Annotated in this window: 21 protein-coding genes and 1 tRNA gene; 8 read left to right on the forward strand and 14 right to left on the reverse strand. The window is 67.8% G+C overall.

The window, feature by feature from the left end; genetic code table 11:
- Positions 1-8: 8 nt before the first annotated feature.
- A complete protein-coding gene (locus tag KBY95_RS10100) occupies positions 9-683 on the reverse strand; it encodes a metallophosphoesterase (RefSeq protein WP_254964874.1) in 675 nt (224 codons plus the stop codon).
- Positions 684-795: 112 nt separating this feature from the next.
- Here KBY95_RS10100 and KBY95_RS10105 point away from each other — a divergent pair, with 112 nt between their 5' ends.
- Complete coding sequence (locus KBY95_RS10105) at positions 796-1,140, forward strand: hypothetical protein (RefSeq protein ID WP_254964875.1); 345 nt, start codon at positions 796-798, stop codon at positions 1,138-1,140.
- Positions 1,141-1,155: 15 nt separating this feature from the next.
- On the opposite strand, the gene KBY95_RS10110 is transcribed toward KBY95_RS10105, so the two are convergent.
- Together KBY95_RS10110 and KBY95_RS10115 are read right to left on the reverse strand one after the other, a co-directional pair.
- Positions 1,156-1,476 carry an MgPME-cyclase complex family protein gene (locus KBY95_RS10110; RefSeq protein ID WP_254964882.1) on the reverse strand — a complete coding sequence of 107 codons (321 nt, stop codon included), beginning with the start codon at positions 1,474-1,476 and terminating at the stop codon, positions 1,156-1,158.
- Positions 1,477-1,489: 13 nt separating this feature from the next.
- Positions 1,490-2,239, reverse strand: a complete 750-nt coding sequence (locus KBY95_RS10115) for a pyridoxine 5'-phosphate synthase (protein WP_254964883.1) — start codon at positions 2,237-2,239, stop codon at positions 1,490-1,492.
- A gap of 245 nt (positions 2,240-2,484) precedes the next feature.
- On the opposite strand from KBY95_RS10115, the gene KBY95_RS10120 reads away from it, so the two are divergent.
- From KBY95_RS10120 to grxD, 4 genes are read left to right on the forward strand one after another with little or no spacing between them, the layout of a single operon-like run.
- Positions 2,485-3,111: a 1-acyl-sn-glycerol-3-phosphate acyltransferase gene (locus KBY95_RS10120; protein ID WP_254964885.1), complete on the forward strand. Its 627-nt coding sequence runs from the start codon at positions 2,485-2,487 to the stop codon at positions 3,109-3,111.
- A gap of 29 nt (positions 3,112-3,140) precedes the next feature.
- A complete protein-coding gene (locus KBY95_RS10125; RefSeq protein ID WP_254964886.1) occupies positions 3,141-3,716 on the forward strand; it encodes a hypothetical protein in 576 nt (191 codons plus the stop codon).
- A 47-nt stretch (positions 3,717-3,763) separates the two neighbouring features.
- Complete coding sequence (locus KBY95_RS10130; RefSeq protein ID WP_254951994.1) at positions 3,764-3,997, forward strand: BolA family protein; 234 nt, start codon at positions 3,764-3,766, stop codon at positions 3,995-3,997.
- A 23-nt stretch (positions 3,998-4,020) separates the two neighbouring features.
- Positions 4,021-4,344 (forward strand): Grx4 family monothiol glutaredoxin, encoded by a 324-nt coding sequence (grxD, locus tag KBY95_RS10135; RefSeq protein ID WP_254964887.1) that lies wholly within the window; start codon positions 4,021-4,023, stop codon positions 4,342-4,344.
- Positions 4,345-4,367: 23 nt separating this feature from the next.
- Here grxD and KBY95_RS10140 read toward each other — a convergent pair whose 3' ends face one another.
- Positions 4,368-4,634 (reverse strand): DUF6761 family protein, encoded by a 267-nt coding sequence (locus KBY95_RS10140; protein WP_254964888.1) that lies wholly within the window; start codon positions 4,632-4,634, stop codon positions 4,368-4,370.
- A gap of 204 nt (positions 4,635-4,838) precedes the next feature.
- Between KBY95_RS10140 and KBY95_RS10145 the strand changes: the two genes are divergently transcribed.
- A complete protein-coding gene (locus tag KBY95_RS10145) occupies positions 4,839-5,630 on the forward strand; it encodes a response regulator transcription factor (RefSeq protein WP_254964971.1) in 792 nt (263 codons plus the stop codon).
- A gap of 9 nt (positions 5,631-5,639) precedes the next feature.
- On the opposite strand, the gene KBY95_RS10150 is transcribed toward KBY95_RS10145, so the two are convergent.
- The 6 genes from KBY95_RS10150 to KBY95_RS10175 form a co-directional block, all read right to left on the reverse strand.
- Positions 5,640-6,155 carry a hypothetical protein gene (locus KBY95_RS10150; protein WP_254964889.1) on the reverse strand — a complete coding sequence of 172 codons (516 nt, stop codon included), beginning with the start codon at positions 6,153-6,155 and terminating at the stop codon, positions 5,640-5,642.
- 29 nt (positions 6,156-6,184) lie between these two features.
- Positions 6,185-6,466 carry a hypothetical protein gene (locus KBY95_RS10155; RefSeq protein ID WP_254964890.1) on the reverse strand — a complete coding sequence of 94 codons (282 nt, stop codon included), beginning with the start codon at positions 6,464-6,466 and terminating at the stop codon, positions 6,185-6,187.
- 80 nt (positions 6,467-6,546) lie between these two features.
- A complete protein-coding gene (gene crtH, locus KBY95_RS10160; protein WP_254964891.1) occupies positions 6,547-8,124 on the reverse strand; it encodes a carotenoid isomerase in 1,578 nt (525 codons plus the stop codon).
- A gap of 47 nt (positions 8,125-8,171) precedes the next feature.
- A complete protein-coding gene (trmFO, locus tag KBY95_RS10165; RefSeq protein WP_254964892.1) occupies positions 8,172-9,569 on the reverse strand; it encodes an FADH(2)-oxidizing methylenetetrahydrofolate--tRNA-(uracil(54)-C(5))-methyltransferase TrmFO in 1,398 nt (465 codons plus the stop codon).
- Positions 9,569-9,691, reverse strand: coding sequence for a photosystem II protein Y (locus KBY95_RS10170; protein WP_216900289.1), 123 nt, complete (start codon positions 9,689-9,691; stop codon positions 9,569-9,571). Before KBY95_RS10170 ends, trmFO begins: the two co-directional genes overlap by 1 nt.
- Before the next feature lie 30 nt (positions 9,692-9,721).
- Positions 9,722-10,237: a gamma carbonic anhydrase family protein gene (locus KBY95_RS10175; RefSeq protein WP_254964893.1), complete on the reverse strand. Its 516-nt coding sequence runs from the start codon at positions 10,235-10,237 to the stop codon at positions 9,722-9,724.
- A gap of 51 nt (positions 10,238-10,288) precedes the next feature.
- Between KBY95_RS10175 and KBY95_RS10180 the strand changes: the two genes are divergently transcribed.
- Positions 10,289-10,360, forward strand: a tRNA-Lys gene (locus tag KBY95_RS10180).
- A gap of 39 nt (positions 10,361-10,399) precedes the next feature.
- Here the strand turns inward: KBY95_RS10180 and KBY95_RS10185 are convergent.
- The 4 genes from KBY95_RS10185 to KBY95_RS10200 all read right to left on the reverse strand — a co-directional run bounded on the left by KBY95_RS10185 (position 10,400) and on the right by KBY95_RS10200 (position 14,572).
- The gene (locus tag KBY95_RS10185) at positions 10,400-11,089 is read right to left on the reverse strand and encodes a response regulator transcription factor (RefSeq protein WP_254964894.1); all 690 of its coding nucleotides are present in this window, start codon (positions 11,087-11,089) and stop codon (positions 10,400-10,402) included.
- 51 nt (positions 11,090-11,140) lie between these two features.
- Positions 11,141-12,742: an iron uptake porin gene (locus KBY95_RS10190; protein WP_254964895.1), complete on the reverse strand. Its 1,602-nt coding sequence runs from the start codon at positions 12,740-12,742 to the stop codon at positions 11,141-11,143.
- Positions 12,743-12,835: 93 nt separating this feature from the next.
- The gene (locus KBY95_RS10195) at positions 12,836-13,555 is read right to left on the reverse strand and encodes a DUF305 domain-containing protein (protein ID WP_254964896.1); all 720 of its coding nucleotides are present in this window, start codon (positions 13,553-13,555) and stop codon (positions 12,836-12,838) included.
- 798 nt (positions 13,556-14,353) lie between these two features.
- Positions 14,354-14,572, reverse strand: coding sequence for a CsbD family protein (locus KBY95_RS10200; RefSeq protein WP_254951968.1), 219 nt, complete (start codon positions 14,570-14,572; stop codon positions 14,354-14,356).
- 186 nt (positions 14,573-14,758) lie between these two features.
- On the opposite strand from KBY95_RS10200, the gene KBY95_RS10205 reads away from it, so the two are divergent.
- Positions 14,759-14,959, forward strand: coding sequence for a hypothetical protein (locus tag KBY95_RS10205; RefSeq protein ID WP_254964897.1), 201 nt, complete (start codon positions 14,759-14,761; stop codon positions 14,957-14,959).
- Positions 14,960-14,961: the final 2 nt, after the last annotated feature.

Consider the following 14,961-nt stretch of genomic DNA (forward strand, 5'->3'; position numbering starts at 1 on the left):
GGACTGGCTCAGAGGGCGCAGCTCAAAGCGGAGCCAGGCGCCTGGGCGCTCAGGGAGCGGCGTGCCGCAGGCAGGCCGCCGACCCGGCGGGTCTGGTGGGTTTCGGGACAGTAGGCGGTGAGGTCACCGCCGTAGCAGGCGCCGGTATCGAGCAGGACGATCGACCCGAGACGCCGCAGGTCGGGCCCGGGGGTGTGGCCGACGATCACCTCGCCGAAGCGGTCGTCGTAGGCCTGCCAGAAGGCCAGCCGCACGTTGAGATCCGGCTGCCAGGTGCGGGGGTCGAAGCCGGCATGGGTGGCGACCCAGCCCTGACCCCAATAGGCCAGGGGCAGCTGGTCGAGCCGGTCGCGCCACAGACGGCAGCGGGCCGCTCCCAGCTGGCGGTAGGTGTCGTTGCCGTTCAGTTCCGGGTAGCTGGTGGGAGCCAGGCCCAGGTCGAGCCGGGTGACCAGGTCCCGTTCATGGTTGCCCTTGAGCCACACCGCCCGACCGCGCCGTACCAGGTCCCAGACCAGCTCCATGGCGGCCTCGATGCGGGAGCCGCGGTTGATCACGTCGCCGCAGAACACCAGCCGGTCGCCGGGGGGCAGCTGGGCCACCAGCCATTGCAGAGCTTCCGCACAGCCATGGACATCCCCGATCACCCAATGGTGCGGTGGACATGGGTCCGGGAACGTCATCAAGAAGAAAGCTTCCCCCCAAGTGTTGCCTTTGAAGTGGGTTTCTGTCACCCCCCGTCGGCGCCGACAGGGCTCCAGCGCTGATACGGTGCCGCCAGGGAGGCAACGGGCGATGGACCTGAAGGATCTGCCGGTCACCCAGCGCGTCAATGCCCTGGTGAAGGCCCTGGATGGGGCCAAACGCACCAATGAGGCCCTGGCCCGCTGTAGGGATGGCGAGGAAATGCTGGATGTGCTCCTCGATGCCTCATCCAGGCTGGGTCTGGGCCTGACCCGCTGGGAGCTGGAGAACACCCCGCCGATCCGGGATTGGGTCTGGTGGAAGAACAAGGAAGCGCCCCTGACCATCGGCGACAGCAAGCCCCGCTACCAGCAGGATGGCGGCCAGGGCAAGCCCCGCCCTTCGGGCTCAAGCGAAGACGAGACGCCCCGGCGACGCTTCCTGGGCCTGTTCTGAGGGGGACTGTCCTGATCAGGGCAGGATGGCCAGTGGATCGGGGAAGGCGGGGCTCGGAGCTTCGAAGCTCCCCACGGCCACGAACTCCAGGCGCAGCTTCATGAAGGTGATGAACTTCTCGTCGGTGGACACCACCGCCGCCGCAGGCCGGGGCACCGAGGCCACGGCGGTGGCCAGCTCGGGCGCCTCCAGGAAGGCGGGCCGTTCGAGCAGCCAGAAGTCGATGGCCTTGTCCTTCTCGGTGTAGTTGCGCACGCGTTCGCGCAGCACCTCCTCCAGGGGTTCTTCCTCAAGCAGGAAGGCGCGGCTGGCAGCGACGAAGTGGTAGCGGGTCATGGCGGTGGGGGCCTCAGAGCTGGCGGTCGCCGAACAGCGGGTCGCGGCGGGGATTCTGCACCAGCGCCCGCATCTGCCGCACCGCTTCTTCGAGGCCGACGGCCAGGGCGCGGGCCACGATCGTGTGGCCGATGTTGAGCTCCTCCATGGCCTCGATCGCGGCGATTGGCTCGACGTTGTGATAGGTGAGGCCATGGCCGGCGTTCACCCGCAGGCCGAGGCCCCTGGCGATGGCGGTGGCTTCGGTGATGCGGGCCAGCTGGAACGGTTGCTGCTCCCAGGCGGCCTCCGCATAGGCGCCGGTGTGGAGCTCCACCCAGCGGGCCCCGCAGTTCCGGCAGGCTTCCAGTTGCCCGTCGTCGGGGTCGACGAACAGGCTGACGCCAATCCCTGCCCCCGTCAGGCGCCCCACCAGGGGCGCGAGACTCTCCACTTGTCCGGCCACGTCCAGGCCCCCCTCGGTGGTCACCTCCTCGCGGCGTTCCGGCACCAGGGTCACCATGTCGGGGCGGACCCGCAGGGCGATCGCCTCCATCTCCGCCGTGGCGGCCATCTCCAGGTTGAGACGGGTGCGCACGGTGGCCCGGAGGAGCTCCACGTCCCTGTCCTGGATGTGGCGTCGGTCCTCCCGCAAGTGCACGGTGATGCCGTCGGCGCCGCCCAGCTCGGCGAGCAGGGCGAAGCGCACCGGATCAGGTTCCACGGTGCGGCGGGCCTGCCGCACGTTGGCGATGTGGTCGATGTTGACCCCGAGGCTGGCCATGGGCGGCTGGTGGCTGAAGCGATCCTGACCGAACCGTATCGGTCGTCGGGGCCGCGGCCGCAGGCCCAACTGCCCGCCTCGGCCCTGCAGCGGGGGGATCGAGCCCTTAGCGTCCAAGGCGATGTTCCGCCGGTTCAAGAGTGTTGGCGGCGCAGACGCCCCCCGGATCAGGCCTCTCAGCCGCGATCAGCTCGCGGGAGAGTTCGCTCTGCAACGGCATCAGCCCTTGGCTGTCGCCGCTGGCCATGGTGGTCACCATCGACCTGGTTCTCAAGGGTTACTTCGCTGAGCTCAAGGTGCTGGATCGGCGGAATCTGCCCATTGACGGGGCCGTGCTGCTGGCTCCCACCCACCGGGCCCGCTGGGATGCCCTGATGCTGCCCTGGGCCGCTGGCCGCCGTATCACCGGTCGGGACTGTCGCTTCATGGTGACGGCGGACGAAATGAAGGGGCTGCAGGGGTGGTTCCTGCATCGCCTGGGTTGTTTCCCGGTCGATCAGGGCCGCCCCACCCTGACCAGCCTGCGGTTCTCCGTGGAGCTGCTGGCCGCAGGCCAGCAGCTGGTGGTCTTCCCCGAGGGCCGCATCCGCCGGGAGGATGGTCCCATCCGTTTGCATCAGGGGCTGGCACGCCTGGCTCTGCTGGCCGCCAGCCAGGGTGTGGATGTGCCGGTGGTGCCTGTGGGCATCGCCTACGGCCACGCCGACCCCCGGTATGGCGATGAAGCCGCCCTGTGTTTCGGCCCCCCCCTGCGGGCGGCGGGCCAGGGTCGCCAGGCGGCCCTGGCTTTCGGCGCCCAGGTCGCCGCCGCGATGGAGTCGGCCGAGCAAGCGGCCCGCGCTGCGGTGGGTCGTCCGATCGGCTCCCCGTAAAGTTCGCCCGTTACCCGTCAGGCGTCGACGTGATCAGGCCTTCCGCCATCCCTTCCCTTCGATCCGCTCGGCCATCGGGCTTCGCCGGGCTCTGCGGAAGCGCCCTGGCCCTGCTGGCCCTGGCCCAGCCATTGCTGCAGCCAGTGGCCCGGGCCCAAGCCACACCCCAGACGGTGCAGCCCGCGGGCACCGACCTCAACCTGTCCTCGGTGAAAAGCCTGCTCTCCAGGGGTGACGCGGCGGTGGCCAGCGGCAACCTGGCCGAGGGGCGTCGCCTCTATGACCTGGCCCGGGATGCGAGTCGGCGCTTGCTCGGCTTCTACCGCGATCTGAGCGGCTCCTTCCGCGGCCTCGATGCCCGCATCCCCCGGGAGATGGATGACAAGGGGAGGGAGGCTCTGACTCTGCTCGCCGAGACCAACCTGCGGTTGGCGGCCCTGTTCCGCCGCCAGAACCAGCCGGAGGTGGCCATTCCCCTGCTGGTGGAAGTGGTCAAGATCCTGACCCCCACCAACGAGGGTGGGCGCAAGGCCTATCAACAACTGGTGGAACTCGGTTTTGTCGTCACCCCCTACAACGCACCTGGATCGGCCGCCGGCGGCTGATCGTCCTTAGATTCCAGCTTCCCGTCATCCCCCAGATCCCCGCCGCCATGGTGCAACCGGAGCAGGTCAAGGACGCCATCCGCCGCGCGCTTCCCGATGCGGCCGTGGAGGTGGAGGATCTCACCGGTGGTGGTGACCACCTCCAGGTCAAAGTGGTGTCCGGCGCCTTCGCCGGGCTTAACCGGGTGCGGCAGCACCAGCTCGTCTACGGCGCCCTGCGCAGCGAGCTGGCCAGCGAGGCCATCCATGCCCTGGCGGTCCAGACCTCCCTCCCTTCCTGAATCCTTTTCCCGATTTCGTCACCATGGACGCCAGCACCCGTCAACGCATCCACGACCTGATCACGACCGCTCCCGTGGTTGTCTTCATGAAGGGAAACAAGCTGATGCCGCAGTGTGGGTTCTCCAACAATGTGGTTCAGATCCTGCAGTCCCTGGGTGTGGCTTTCGAGACGTTCGACGTGCTCTCCGACATGGAGATCCGTCAGGGAATCAAGGAGTTCTCCGACTGGCCCACCATCCCCCAATTGTATGTGAAAGGGGAGTTTCTCGGCGGCTCCGACATCCTGATTGAGATGTACAACAGCGGCGAACTGCGCGAGAAGCTGGAAGTGGCCTTGGCTTCTTAGTCCGGTCTTGCCCGACGGACCACTCAGTAGCGGCTTGTTTCCATGAGCAGCTGGGGTTGGCCGTCGGGCCCCATGAAACTGGATGGGTCCTGAATCCAGCGGTCGATCAGTTCCTCGAGCCGCCGCTGGGAGTGGTGGTCCAGCACGGCCGTGCGGCGTAGCGCATGCAGGTAGCCGTCCGCATAGAGGCGCAGCTCGGAGGGTCCGTGATAACGATCGGAAAGGTCCTGGCACGCATCGCACAGGGACTGGAAGTGTCGGATCGCGTCGGGATGTTGGAGTGCTGTCATGGCTGGGGTCGAGCCCCTGGCGTCATTGTGGCGGCGACCGCCGGCAGATGCCACCCATCCTGCCGTGCCACGACCGCCTTCCGGGAGCAGACAGTTGACAAGGCATCGCCCGTCACCGGCGTCCACGCACATTTCCAGTTAGCGTTGTCACACCCAATCGGCTGTCGGCACTTCCGCTTCTGATGTCATCGTGATGCCGAGGTGATTCCCGTGGCCCAAGACAAATTGACCGACCCCGGAGGCACCCCGCGTCGGGTGCTCGTGGTCGACCCCCACGCGACCCTTCGCACGGTTCTCGCCCAGCGCCTTCGCCAGGATGGTCACCTCGCTGCAGCGGTGGCCACCGCCCGCGAAGCCCTGGAGATCTGCCAGGAGCAATCTCCCGATCTGCTGGTGAGTGCCGAGTTGCTGGAAGAGACGTCGGCCCTGCGCCTGGCGGCCCAGCTGCATTGCCAGGTGATGGTGCTCACGGCCCGCTCTGGCTCCGAGCCCGTGGTGGCCCTGCTGGATGCCGGCGCCGACGACGTGCTGCGCAAACCCTTCGGTCTCGAAGAGTTGGCGGCCCGTTGCCGCACCCTGCTGCGCCGCAGTGGCAGTGGTCTTCAGGAGCGGGTCTGCGTCGGACCCCTGGAGGTGCACCTGCTGCTTCGCCAGGTCACCCTGCGCGACCAGCCGGTGGAACTCAGCCCCAGGGAGTTCGCCCTGCTTTGCGCCCTGCTGATGCCCCCGGGGGTGGTGCGCAGTCGCCAGGAGCTGCTGCGCATGGCCTGGCCTCCCTTCAGTGGCGGGCCCCGATCCGTCGATACCCAGGTGCTCACCCTGCGCCGCAAGCTTGAGCAGGCCGGCCTCGGCGAGGGCGGAGCCATCGAAACGATGCGGCAACAGGGTTACCGGTTCAGCCTCGACACCCTTCCCGAGCTCAGCGAGGAGGTTGCCGGCGGTGCCGGTTCGGGATTGCTGCTCACGTCTCCCACTAGTTCTTTGCGCCTCAACTAAGGCCGAAGCTCAAACCGGGCGGAGGGTCAAGGCCAGGATTTCACCGACCAGCAGCAGGGCCGAGAGCAGGGCCAGCAGCTGGTAGGTCCAGGGGGGGCTGATCCGGCTGATTCCTTTGGTGGGCAGGCCCGTGGCAATGGAGAAGCGCTCCAGGAAGTCATCGAAGCGGGCCACCCGCTGGGGCAGCAACCAGGACGCTCCGCTGCCTCCACCCTGCGTCGCGGCGCTGCGCACGTAGTAGACCCGACCCCCTTGGCTGGTGGTCACCGGCGTCAGGGCCGTGATGCGGCTCCAGGGCAGCTGCCAGCCGCGCCGCAGCAGCCAGGCACACCAGGAGGGATGGCCCACCCGCAGCCCCTGAGCATCGAGCTCCACCCGCTCACTGGTGATGGCCAGCACCAGCACCAGGCCGGCGATGGAGGCCAGCAGCAACGGCAGCTGCAGGGGCTCCGGTGCCAGCAGCGGCAGGGGCAACACCAGGGCCAGGTAGAGACCAAGCAGGGTGAAGCGGATCAGCGCTGCCATGGGGTAGCGATGGCACGAGGGCTCTGAACTCATCGGTCGTCGGGGGAGCCTGGCAAAGGTTCGGTCACCTGGGAGGGCTGGTAGTGGCCCCCGAACACCTCCGCCTCCTGTCCTTTCCAGAAGCTGCCGAGGCGCATCAGGTCGGCGTGGGCTTCGCCGAGGCGCTCGACGTACTCGTTGGGCTCCATCGTGTCCTTGGCCTCCTTGAGTTTGCTGAGGCGGAGCAGGTGCCACACCCAGGGTTTGCCCATCTCGCCGCGGGCCTCCATGTAGCGCGCCAGGTCGGCAGAGCTGGGAATCGGAGCCGCCATGGACGCGAAACAAATATTTACAAACCCTACAGACGCCCGGGCGTGGGCGGGAGCCGTTGGCGTGATCCTCGGCTGCAGCCTCAGGCCGGCAGGCTCCAGGGATTGAGGCCCAGGTCGGCGCCGATGCGGTGGGCGCAGGCAAAGCCGCTGAAGGCCACCGCATTCAGCCCCTGGCCGGGGAAGCAGGAATCCCCCACGCAATAGAGATCCGCAATGGCGGTGCGGTTGAAGGGCATCGGCAGCAGGCCCGGCAGCCTCATGGCCGGCACCGGCCCGTAGCTGCCGCCGTGGCGACCCAGGAAGCGGCGATGGCTGCGGGGAGTGCCGATCTCCCGGTGGGTGATGGCGCCCTCCAGGCCCGGCAGGATCGCCTCCAGCCGGCGGATCAGCCGGGTGGCGGCGGCTTCCTTGGCGGCCTTGTACTCCGCTGGGGCCAGCCCCTGCCAGGTGGCCATCGCCGAAGGGGTGAAGGTGTGCACGATGTGGTGGCCGGCCGGGGCCAGGGAGGGATCGAGCAGGGTGGGGATCGAGACGAAGATCACCCCCTGCTCGGCCTCCATGTCCTGCCAGCGCTCCAGCAGCAGGTGGTGGACATGGCTGCCCGAGGGGATTGCCTCGGCCTTCACCCCCAGGTGCAGGGAGAGGAAGGAGGACGAGGGCTTGTAGCGCCGCCGCCAGGTGCGCTCGGCGGCCGGGGTGTGGGCCTCATCGACCAGGGAGCCGAAGGTGTCCCAGCGGGTGGCATTGCTCACGACCCGGCGGGCGCGGATCTCCTCGCCGCTGGCCAGCTTCACACCCACGGCCCGGGCCTGCGTTCCCTCGCCCTCCAGCAGCACCTTCACCACCCGCGCCCGGTAGCGAATCTCGCCGCCGTGCTTCCGCAGGCCCGCCACCAGCTTCTCGGCAACCACCCCGACGCCGCCCTTGGGGTAGTTGATGCCGCCGGCGTGGCGATCGGAGAACACCATGCCGGCGTTGATCATCGGTGTGCGATCGGCCGGCATCACCGACCAGCAGAAGCACTCCATGTCGATGAACCTGAGCAGATCCGGATCGCTGATATGGGCGCGGGCCACAGCCCCCACGTTCACCGGCAGCCAGCGGGCCAGCCCCAGGCAGGCCAGGGGCGCCCGGAAGAACACCTTGGTCAGGTAGGCGGGGTCTTCCAGCGACAGCAGGGGCATCGCGTCGAGGCAGCGGAACACCTGCCAGCAGGTGTCGTAGAAGCGGCGCAGGCCCACCGCCTCATGGGGGAACAGGGCGGTGAGATCGGCCAGGAAGCGCTCGTAGTCGCGATCGACCGCCACCTTGAGGCCACCGGGCAGGTGGTAGGCCAGCTGGGCGGGGTCGGGAATCGTGTCGCAGTGCTCACCCACGTCCGCCAGGGCCCGGGTGAGCAGGTTGGTGTGGCCCTGGGTGCCGAAGCCGAAGATCATCGAGGCGCCGACGTCAAAGGTGTAGCCCTCGCGGCGGAAGCTGCCGCCGCTGCCACCGGGGATCAGGTAACGCTCCAGCACCAGCACGCGCGCCCCCTTGGCCGCCAGCTGGCTGGCGGTGACCAGCCCGCCGATGCCCGAGCCGATCACGACCACGTCCCAGGGTCGGCCATCGGCTGCGATGAGGGGAGCGGCGGCGGACGAACGGGCCGTGACGGTCACCGGAACCAGGCAAACGGAAGCGACGTGACCCTAGGAAGCGGCCCCCCTCAGCCGGCTGCGGCTACGGGCAAAGCGGCGGGGCTACCCCCCTGGCGCTCCCTCTCCCAGGCGGCCAGATCCCCCAGGGAACGGTCGCGGTAGGCGCCATAGCGGCGGCGTTTGTCGCGGATGCGCTCAGCTAGCTCCGGCATCAGCCCAAAGCTGGGCGGCATGGGCTGGAAGCCCCCCTTGCGGCCGCTGTGGCTGCGCTCGGCCTCGCTGATGAAGGCGAGCAGAGCACCGGCCATGGTGGTGGACGGCAGGCTCAGGGGCGCCAGCCCCCGCACCAGGCGGGCGGCGTTGGTGCCGGCCAGCCAGCCACCGGCCACGGCTGCTGCGTACCCCTCGGTGCCGGTGATCTGGCCGGCGGCCAGCAGGCTGGGGCGCTGGCGGAACTGCAGGGTGGGCTGCAGCAGTTCGGGGGAGTCGAGGAAGGTGTTGCGGTGCATCACCCCGAAGCGCACGAAGGACGCGTTCTCCAGGCCGGGGATCATCCGCAGCACCCGCTGCTGTTCGCCCCACTTGAGGTTGGTCTGGAATCCCACGAGGTTCCAGAGGTGGCCGTCACGATCCTCCTGGCGCAGCTGCACCACCGCATGGGCCCGCTTGGCACGGCGCACGTCGCGGTCGTGCAGGTCGCCCCAGCGGGGATCCCAGAGGCCGATCGGCTTGAGCGGGCCGTAGCGCATGGTGTCCTCGCCCCGGCGGGCCAGCTCCTCGATCGGCAGGCAGCCCTCGAAGAAGGTGGCGCTCTCCTGCTCGAAATCCTTCAGCTCCGCCTTCTCGGCCTCCAGCAGGGCCGTGCGGAAGGCGAGGTACTGCTCCCGGTCCATGGGGCAGTTGATGTAATCGGCGTCGCCCTTGTCGTAGCGGCTGGCCCGGAAGGCCACCGACAGATCGAGGCCTTCGCCTTCCACGATCGGGCTGGCGGCATCAAAAAAATGGCAGGACTCCCGTCCGGTGAACTGGCCCAGGTCTTCAGCCAGATCGGCGCTGGTGAGGGGGCCGGTGGCCAGCACCGCGATCTCGCCAGGTTCGGGCAGGGCCAGCTGCTCGCGCCGCTCCACCGTCACCAGGGGGTGGGCCTCAAGGGCGGCGGTGAGGGCGGCGCTGTAGCGGCCCCGGTCGACGGCCAGGGCGCCGCCGGCGGGCACCGCATGGACATCGGCAGTTCTGATCACGAGTGATCCCAGCCGCCTCAGTTCCTCCTGCAGCAGGCCAGCGGCACGATCGGGGGAGAGGGCGCCGAAGCTGTTGCTGCACACCAACTCGCCGAAATCTCCGCTGTGGTGGGCCGGGGAGGGGCGCACGGGCCGCATCTCCACCAGCCGCACCGGAATCCCGGCCTCGGCGATCTGCCAGGCGGCTTCGGTGCCGGCCAGGCCAGCACCGATGACGACGACCATCAGGCGCGGGCGCGCTTGAGCATCAGTTGCAGCTGGCCAATGGCGGCGCGGCCGATGTTGAAGGCGGCCCAACCCACGGCCAGGAGGATCGGAGCAGCGACGAGCAGCAGCCGGAGGTCCATGGCGACGCAGGGGAAAACGATGGCGGGATCCTAACGGAGTCCAGCGTGAACCTCCGCCAGGCTCCGGTAACGGCGGGCGTGCTGGCGCTGGGCCTCGATCGCGGCCGGATCGAGCTGGCGTTTCACCTGGGCCGGAGCCCCCATCACCACGGCACCGGCGGGGACATCGCGGGTGACCACCGAGCCGGCCGCCACCAGGGCCCCGGCCCCCACCGTGACGCCGTTGAGCACGATGGCGCCGATGCCGATCAGGCAGCCGTCCTCCAGCGTGGCGCCATGGACCACGGCCCGGTGGCCGATGGTCACGTCAGCGCCGATCGTCACCGGCTGGCCCGGATCCCCGTGCAGCACGGCGCCATCCTGCACGTTGCTGCCCTCCCCCACAACGATCGTGCAGACATCCCCCCGCGCCACCGCCGTGGGCCAGAGGCTGGCCCCCGCCGCCAGCCGCACATCTCCGATCACCACAGCCGAAGGCGCCACCCAGGCGGCTTCGGCGATGCGGGGGGCGTCCCAGCGGCTGGGCCAGGCCTCGGAGGTGGTCATGGGTGGCGGGCTTGGAGAGGGTCGCCGCCGGGTGATAGCTTCCCAAGCGACGGGTCGCTAGCTCAGCGGTAGAGCATTCGGCTTTTAACCGACTGGTCCTGAGTTCGAATCTCAGGCGACCCATCCCAACCACTGAACCTCTCGAGGGCTGCCGCCAGGCCCTCAGCCCAGCTGAACCATGCCGCAGCGGACTCCTTTGAGCACCGCCTGCATGCGGTTGTTGACGCCGAGGGTCTGCAGCAGGCGTTTGGTGTAAGTGCGGGCGGTGGCGTCGCTCACCACCAGTTTGCCGGCGATCTCCCGGTCACTGAGGCCGCTGGCCAGCAGGTCCAGCACCTCGTACTCCCTCGGGGTGAGCCGGGGACAACTGAGGTAGGGGAGCTTGCCTGAGCGCAACGACGGGCTGCGGTAGGAGTGATGGCCCATCACGGCGATCACGGCGGCCTGCAGGGGGCGCTGATCTTCGACGATGTCGGCCTCCGCCACCACGGCCTCCAGCCAGGGGGCGTGCTCGTATTCGGCGGGGATCACATCCCCCAGGGCCAGCATCACCACCTTGAGATCGGGGCTCAGCTGCTTGGCCTTGCGCGTCAGCTCAAAGCCGTTGCCGCTCTCCAGGTGATCGGTGCACAGCAGCCACTCGTAGGGCTCCTGCTTGAGGTAGCCGAGACAACTTTCCTCATCGGTGATCGCACAACCGATCAGGCTGCGGTCACTGACGCTCTCGCACAGCGCCCGCAGCAGGAAGCGGCCCTTCATGGCGATGGCCACCTTCCCCTTCACCGACACCGAGAGCAGCACGTCCTCGAAGGTGTTCCCTTCCAGGCTCGGCAGGAACGGCGTGAGATCCATGGTGGCCGGGCCATCCAGGTCTCCCTCATCATCCGTTCTCGCGGGCCGGGATCAGAAGCGGAAGGTGGTCTTCACCAGTCCGCCCAGCTGGCGGAACGTGGTGCCGGGGGTGGTGTCCTGCCCCAGGGGCCGGCTCAGGTAGAAGAGGGCCGGTGTCACGCTGATGTTGTCGGTGACCTGCCACTTGTACCACCATTCCCAGGCGAAGTTGCCGTCCTGGGGCGTCTGGCCGTCGTCAAGGGCCGTGGCGAAGACGGGCTGACCCACCGCCATGCCGAGGGCATTTCCCTTGATGAAGGCGTCATCCCACTGCAGGCCCACCATCCACGACTGGCTGGTGCGCAGGGCGCCGGGGGCCTGGGCGGTGTCGTAGCTGGTGCCGTTGAGGCCCCAGCCGGCGCTGATGGAGGGAATCCAGCCGGACTCGGCCGGCTGCCAGTAGCCGCTGACACCGAAGGCATCGGTGCGGCTGTTGGGATTGGCTTCGTAGGTGAGGCCGGTGAAGGGGGTGGTGCCAGGCACACCAACACCCGACTGGATGCGGGAGTAGATCGCCGCCAGCCCCCACTGCTCTTTCGCGTAGCCGATCTGGACCGTGCCGGTGCCGGCCGAAGCCACGGTGCCGATGCCGCCGCTGTTGGGGTCGCCCACATCACCGTTGGCGGCCACGTAGTTGGCGCTGATGCTGAAGCCGCCCTGCTGCCACCACAGACCGGCCCCCGGACCGAGGTTCTTGTTGTAGGCCGCCGGGGCGCCGTTGAGGGTGAACAGGTTGAGGATCGTGTCGGAGGGGTAGGCGCTCGGCCAGAGGGCGAGCATGTCCTCCTGGCCCACCCGGCCGCCGACGGTGGCGGTGAACTGGCTGCCGATCGGGAACTGGTAGAAGAGCTTGTCGATCGCCACCACGTCGCCGCAGTCGGCGGGGCCACCGCAGTCCTCCTGGAAGGCGGCCTCCAGGGTGGAGAGCCCACCGGTGGGACCGGCGCCGCCGAAGGCGGAATCGGCGAAGTTGCCCGCCCGCAGGTTCGTGCGCAGCAGGTCCTTGCCGGTGAAGCTGGTGTCAAAGGTCAGCTGGATGTCGTAGCTGAAGGTGGTGGCCCCCACGGCGGCCCGGGCGGCGTCGACGTTGGGGGTGTCGCTGCCCGAAAACGCATTGGCACCGATCACGAAGGTGGCCTGGCCGCTCAGCTTGGTGGTGGTGGAGAACTGGGTGGCTTCGAGCTCGCCCACCTTGGCCTCCAGGCCATCCACACGGCCGCGCAGCACGGCGAGTTCCTTCTCGAACTCGGCCATCAGGCGCTTGAGCTCGTCGGTCACTTCGGTGATCCGGTCGAGACAGGCGTTCAGCAGGGCCGCCGCCTCAAACCGGGTCATGGCCTGGCCGCCTTTGTAGGTGCCGTTCGGGTAGCCGGCGACGCAGCCGTAGCGCTCGATCAGGTTCGAAAGGGCCTGGAAGGCCCAGTCGGTGGGCTTGACGTCGGAGAACTGGTTGATGCTGGTGACCTGCTCCTGGCTCTGGCCCGTTCCGGACCTGGCGTAGCGGTTGACGGCGTCGAGGTTCAGCTCTCCAGCCGTGGCGGCGGGCTGGGTGGCCAGAAGCCCCAGGCCCACGGGGACGTGCCAGAACCTGGAAACGACGCCAAGGATGTTCATGGAAGCTCCGCCAGGAGACAGAAAGGAATGGGAATCATTCTCACCCTTTGCCTCGGCCTTAGGCGGGCTGGCATGGTCAGTCCGGTCGCCGGCTCAGAGTGCGAACAGGTTGTCGTAGCGGCCGTACTCAGGCTTTCGCAGGCCATCGACGGCCAGCATCCGCCGCAGTTCGATGATCTCGCCGCGCTGAGCCACGATCACAGCCCTGGCGAAGCGCCGGATCGTCGGATTGGTGCTCTTGGCCAGGGCATCGTGGGCCATGATCAGCGCCCCGCCATGGTGATGGAGCATCCCCTCCAGGAACCAGGTGACCCGGTTCTCCTTTGTCGGACCCTCTCCCATCATGCGCATGCCATCGATCTGGGGCTGGCTCATGCGGATCAGGCCGGCGAGGCTGTTGGGATCGCCGCCCTTGGCCAGGGCCACGGGATAGACGGGCGCCTGGGGGTACCAGGCCTTGCGCCACAGCCCCATCGCCCGGATCTCGCTGGCCTGATCACGCCAGATCGTCGCGGCCAGGGCCCCCACCCCAGGCTGGCCGATGCCGAAGACGAACTCACTCATCCGCAGGGCGCCGGTGTGGTGCTGCACCATCCCGTCGATGAAGCGCAGGTCATAGGTGGCGCCGGCGGGGCCCACGTCGTGGGCATGGTCGGCATGGGCCGACGCCCCGGCCGCGTTGGGCTGGCTTGGTGTGGCGTGGTTGTGATGGTTGTGGTCCATGCCGCCGTGGTCCTGCGCCAGGGCGGGGGCGGCCAGCGTCAGGGCGCCAAGGACCCCGAGCAAGGCGGTGGAGATTCGGCTGGGGCGCATGGCGAGAAAAGAGGAACCTTCACCGTATGGTCTCCCCCCGGCAGGAGAGTCAAGGGAATCGGAGGCTGCTGCCCCTGTGCTCTGGTGATCGCCATACCGGCCAGGATCGTCAGTGGCCACCGCGGCGCTTCGTTGCCCTGTCACCAAAGGGGGGCTCTGCCTGGACGAGGCTCTCAGGATCAAGGTGGTGGCGCGCGACAGGATCGGCGCGACTACCCTGGGTCAGCCGGAGTCGGTGGCCTCAGGACTCGATGCGCTGCGGCTGACTGTTGATGCTTTAGAGGCTGCCCCTGGGAGGGGGATACGCGCCGTCCATGCCCTGATCGCCGTCGCCGACACGGTCAGACCCAGCTCGGCCGCCGCCCTGGCGGATTTAGCTCAAACGAAGATTGGCTTCGCGATGGGCGCAACGGGAACCCCTCTCGCCAGGGAAGTCGCCGATGTGGTGCTCATCCATGAGCTTCTGATGCGAGCTCCGGAAACGATCGAGCTCTCCTGCCGCCCCCTCAGAAACCTGCGCCAAGATGTTGCTCTGGCGCTGGGAAACGAGGCTCTCTTTCTGATCCTCACCCTGGCCGGTAGGGCCACCATGCGGATAGCCAGTCTGTACTGGCCTGGGCACCAGCCTGCTTGTCAGTGCCCAAGGACTGCGATGGCTTCGCTGCCCCATTCGCTCCTCAGATCCGAAGAGGGGAGCAGACCCCAGCGTCTGCCGGTCTTGACGCCGGTGGACGCCGTGGCTGAGGCCCTCCACATGCATGGAGTGCCTGGTCGACGCTGACTGTCAGCCCCTTCTTATCAACCCTTTCCGTCAGCCAGTTTCGCGGCGGCGTCGCTGACCTTCTGGGCCAATGACCTGGCGCCATCCTTTAACTCTTCTGCCGCATTCATCGCCGAGGCCTGAACCTGCTTGGCTTTGCCCTTGATCTGGTGCTCAGTGTCGCCAGTCAGTTCACCCAGGGCCGATTCAAGTTTGCCTTCCGCCTCTTTGGCTGCGGCATCAGCTTTGTTGGACATGGTTGTACTCGCGATTGGGAATCAGCGTTGTGCAGATCATTGGTGCCAGCACTATGCTGACAGTGAGGGGCAACGAAATCAGGAGTGAATCTGAAGGGATTCACAGCGTTCGCACCCATCTGAGGCTGCCTTTCCATCCTAGGCGTGACAGAACGATGCGCGTGTGGATCAAGCAGCCAACCTCCCATGAGATCGCTCACCAGAATGGAATCAAGGAATGACAGGGACACGTTGCCCATGACAACAAATGGTGCCGAAAAGGACTTCTGCATCAACCTGCAGCGCTTTGGCTGCATCTCTGCATTCAGCCATGGCTTGATGCTCAAGGTTTCTGAATGCCTGTGCTTTGAAGGAACCCCTGTGAAAGAGTGGTTTCAGCAGGGTTGAAC

Source organism: Cyanobium sp. Aljojuca 7A6, from assembly GCF_024346455.1.
In the GTDB taxonomy this organism is placed as follows: Bacteria; Cyanobacteriota; Cyanobacteriia; order PCC-6307; family Cyanobiaceae; genus Cyanobium.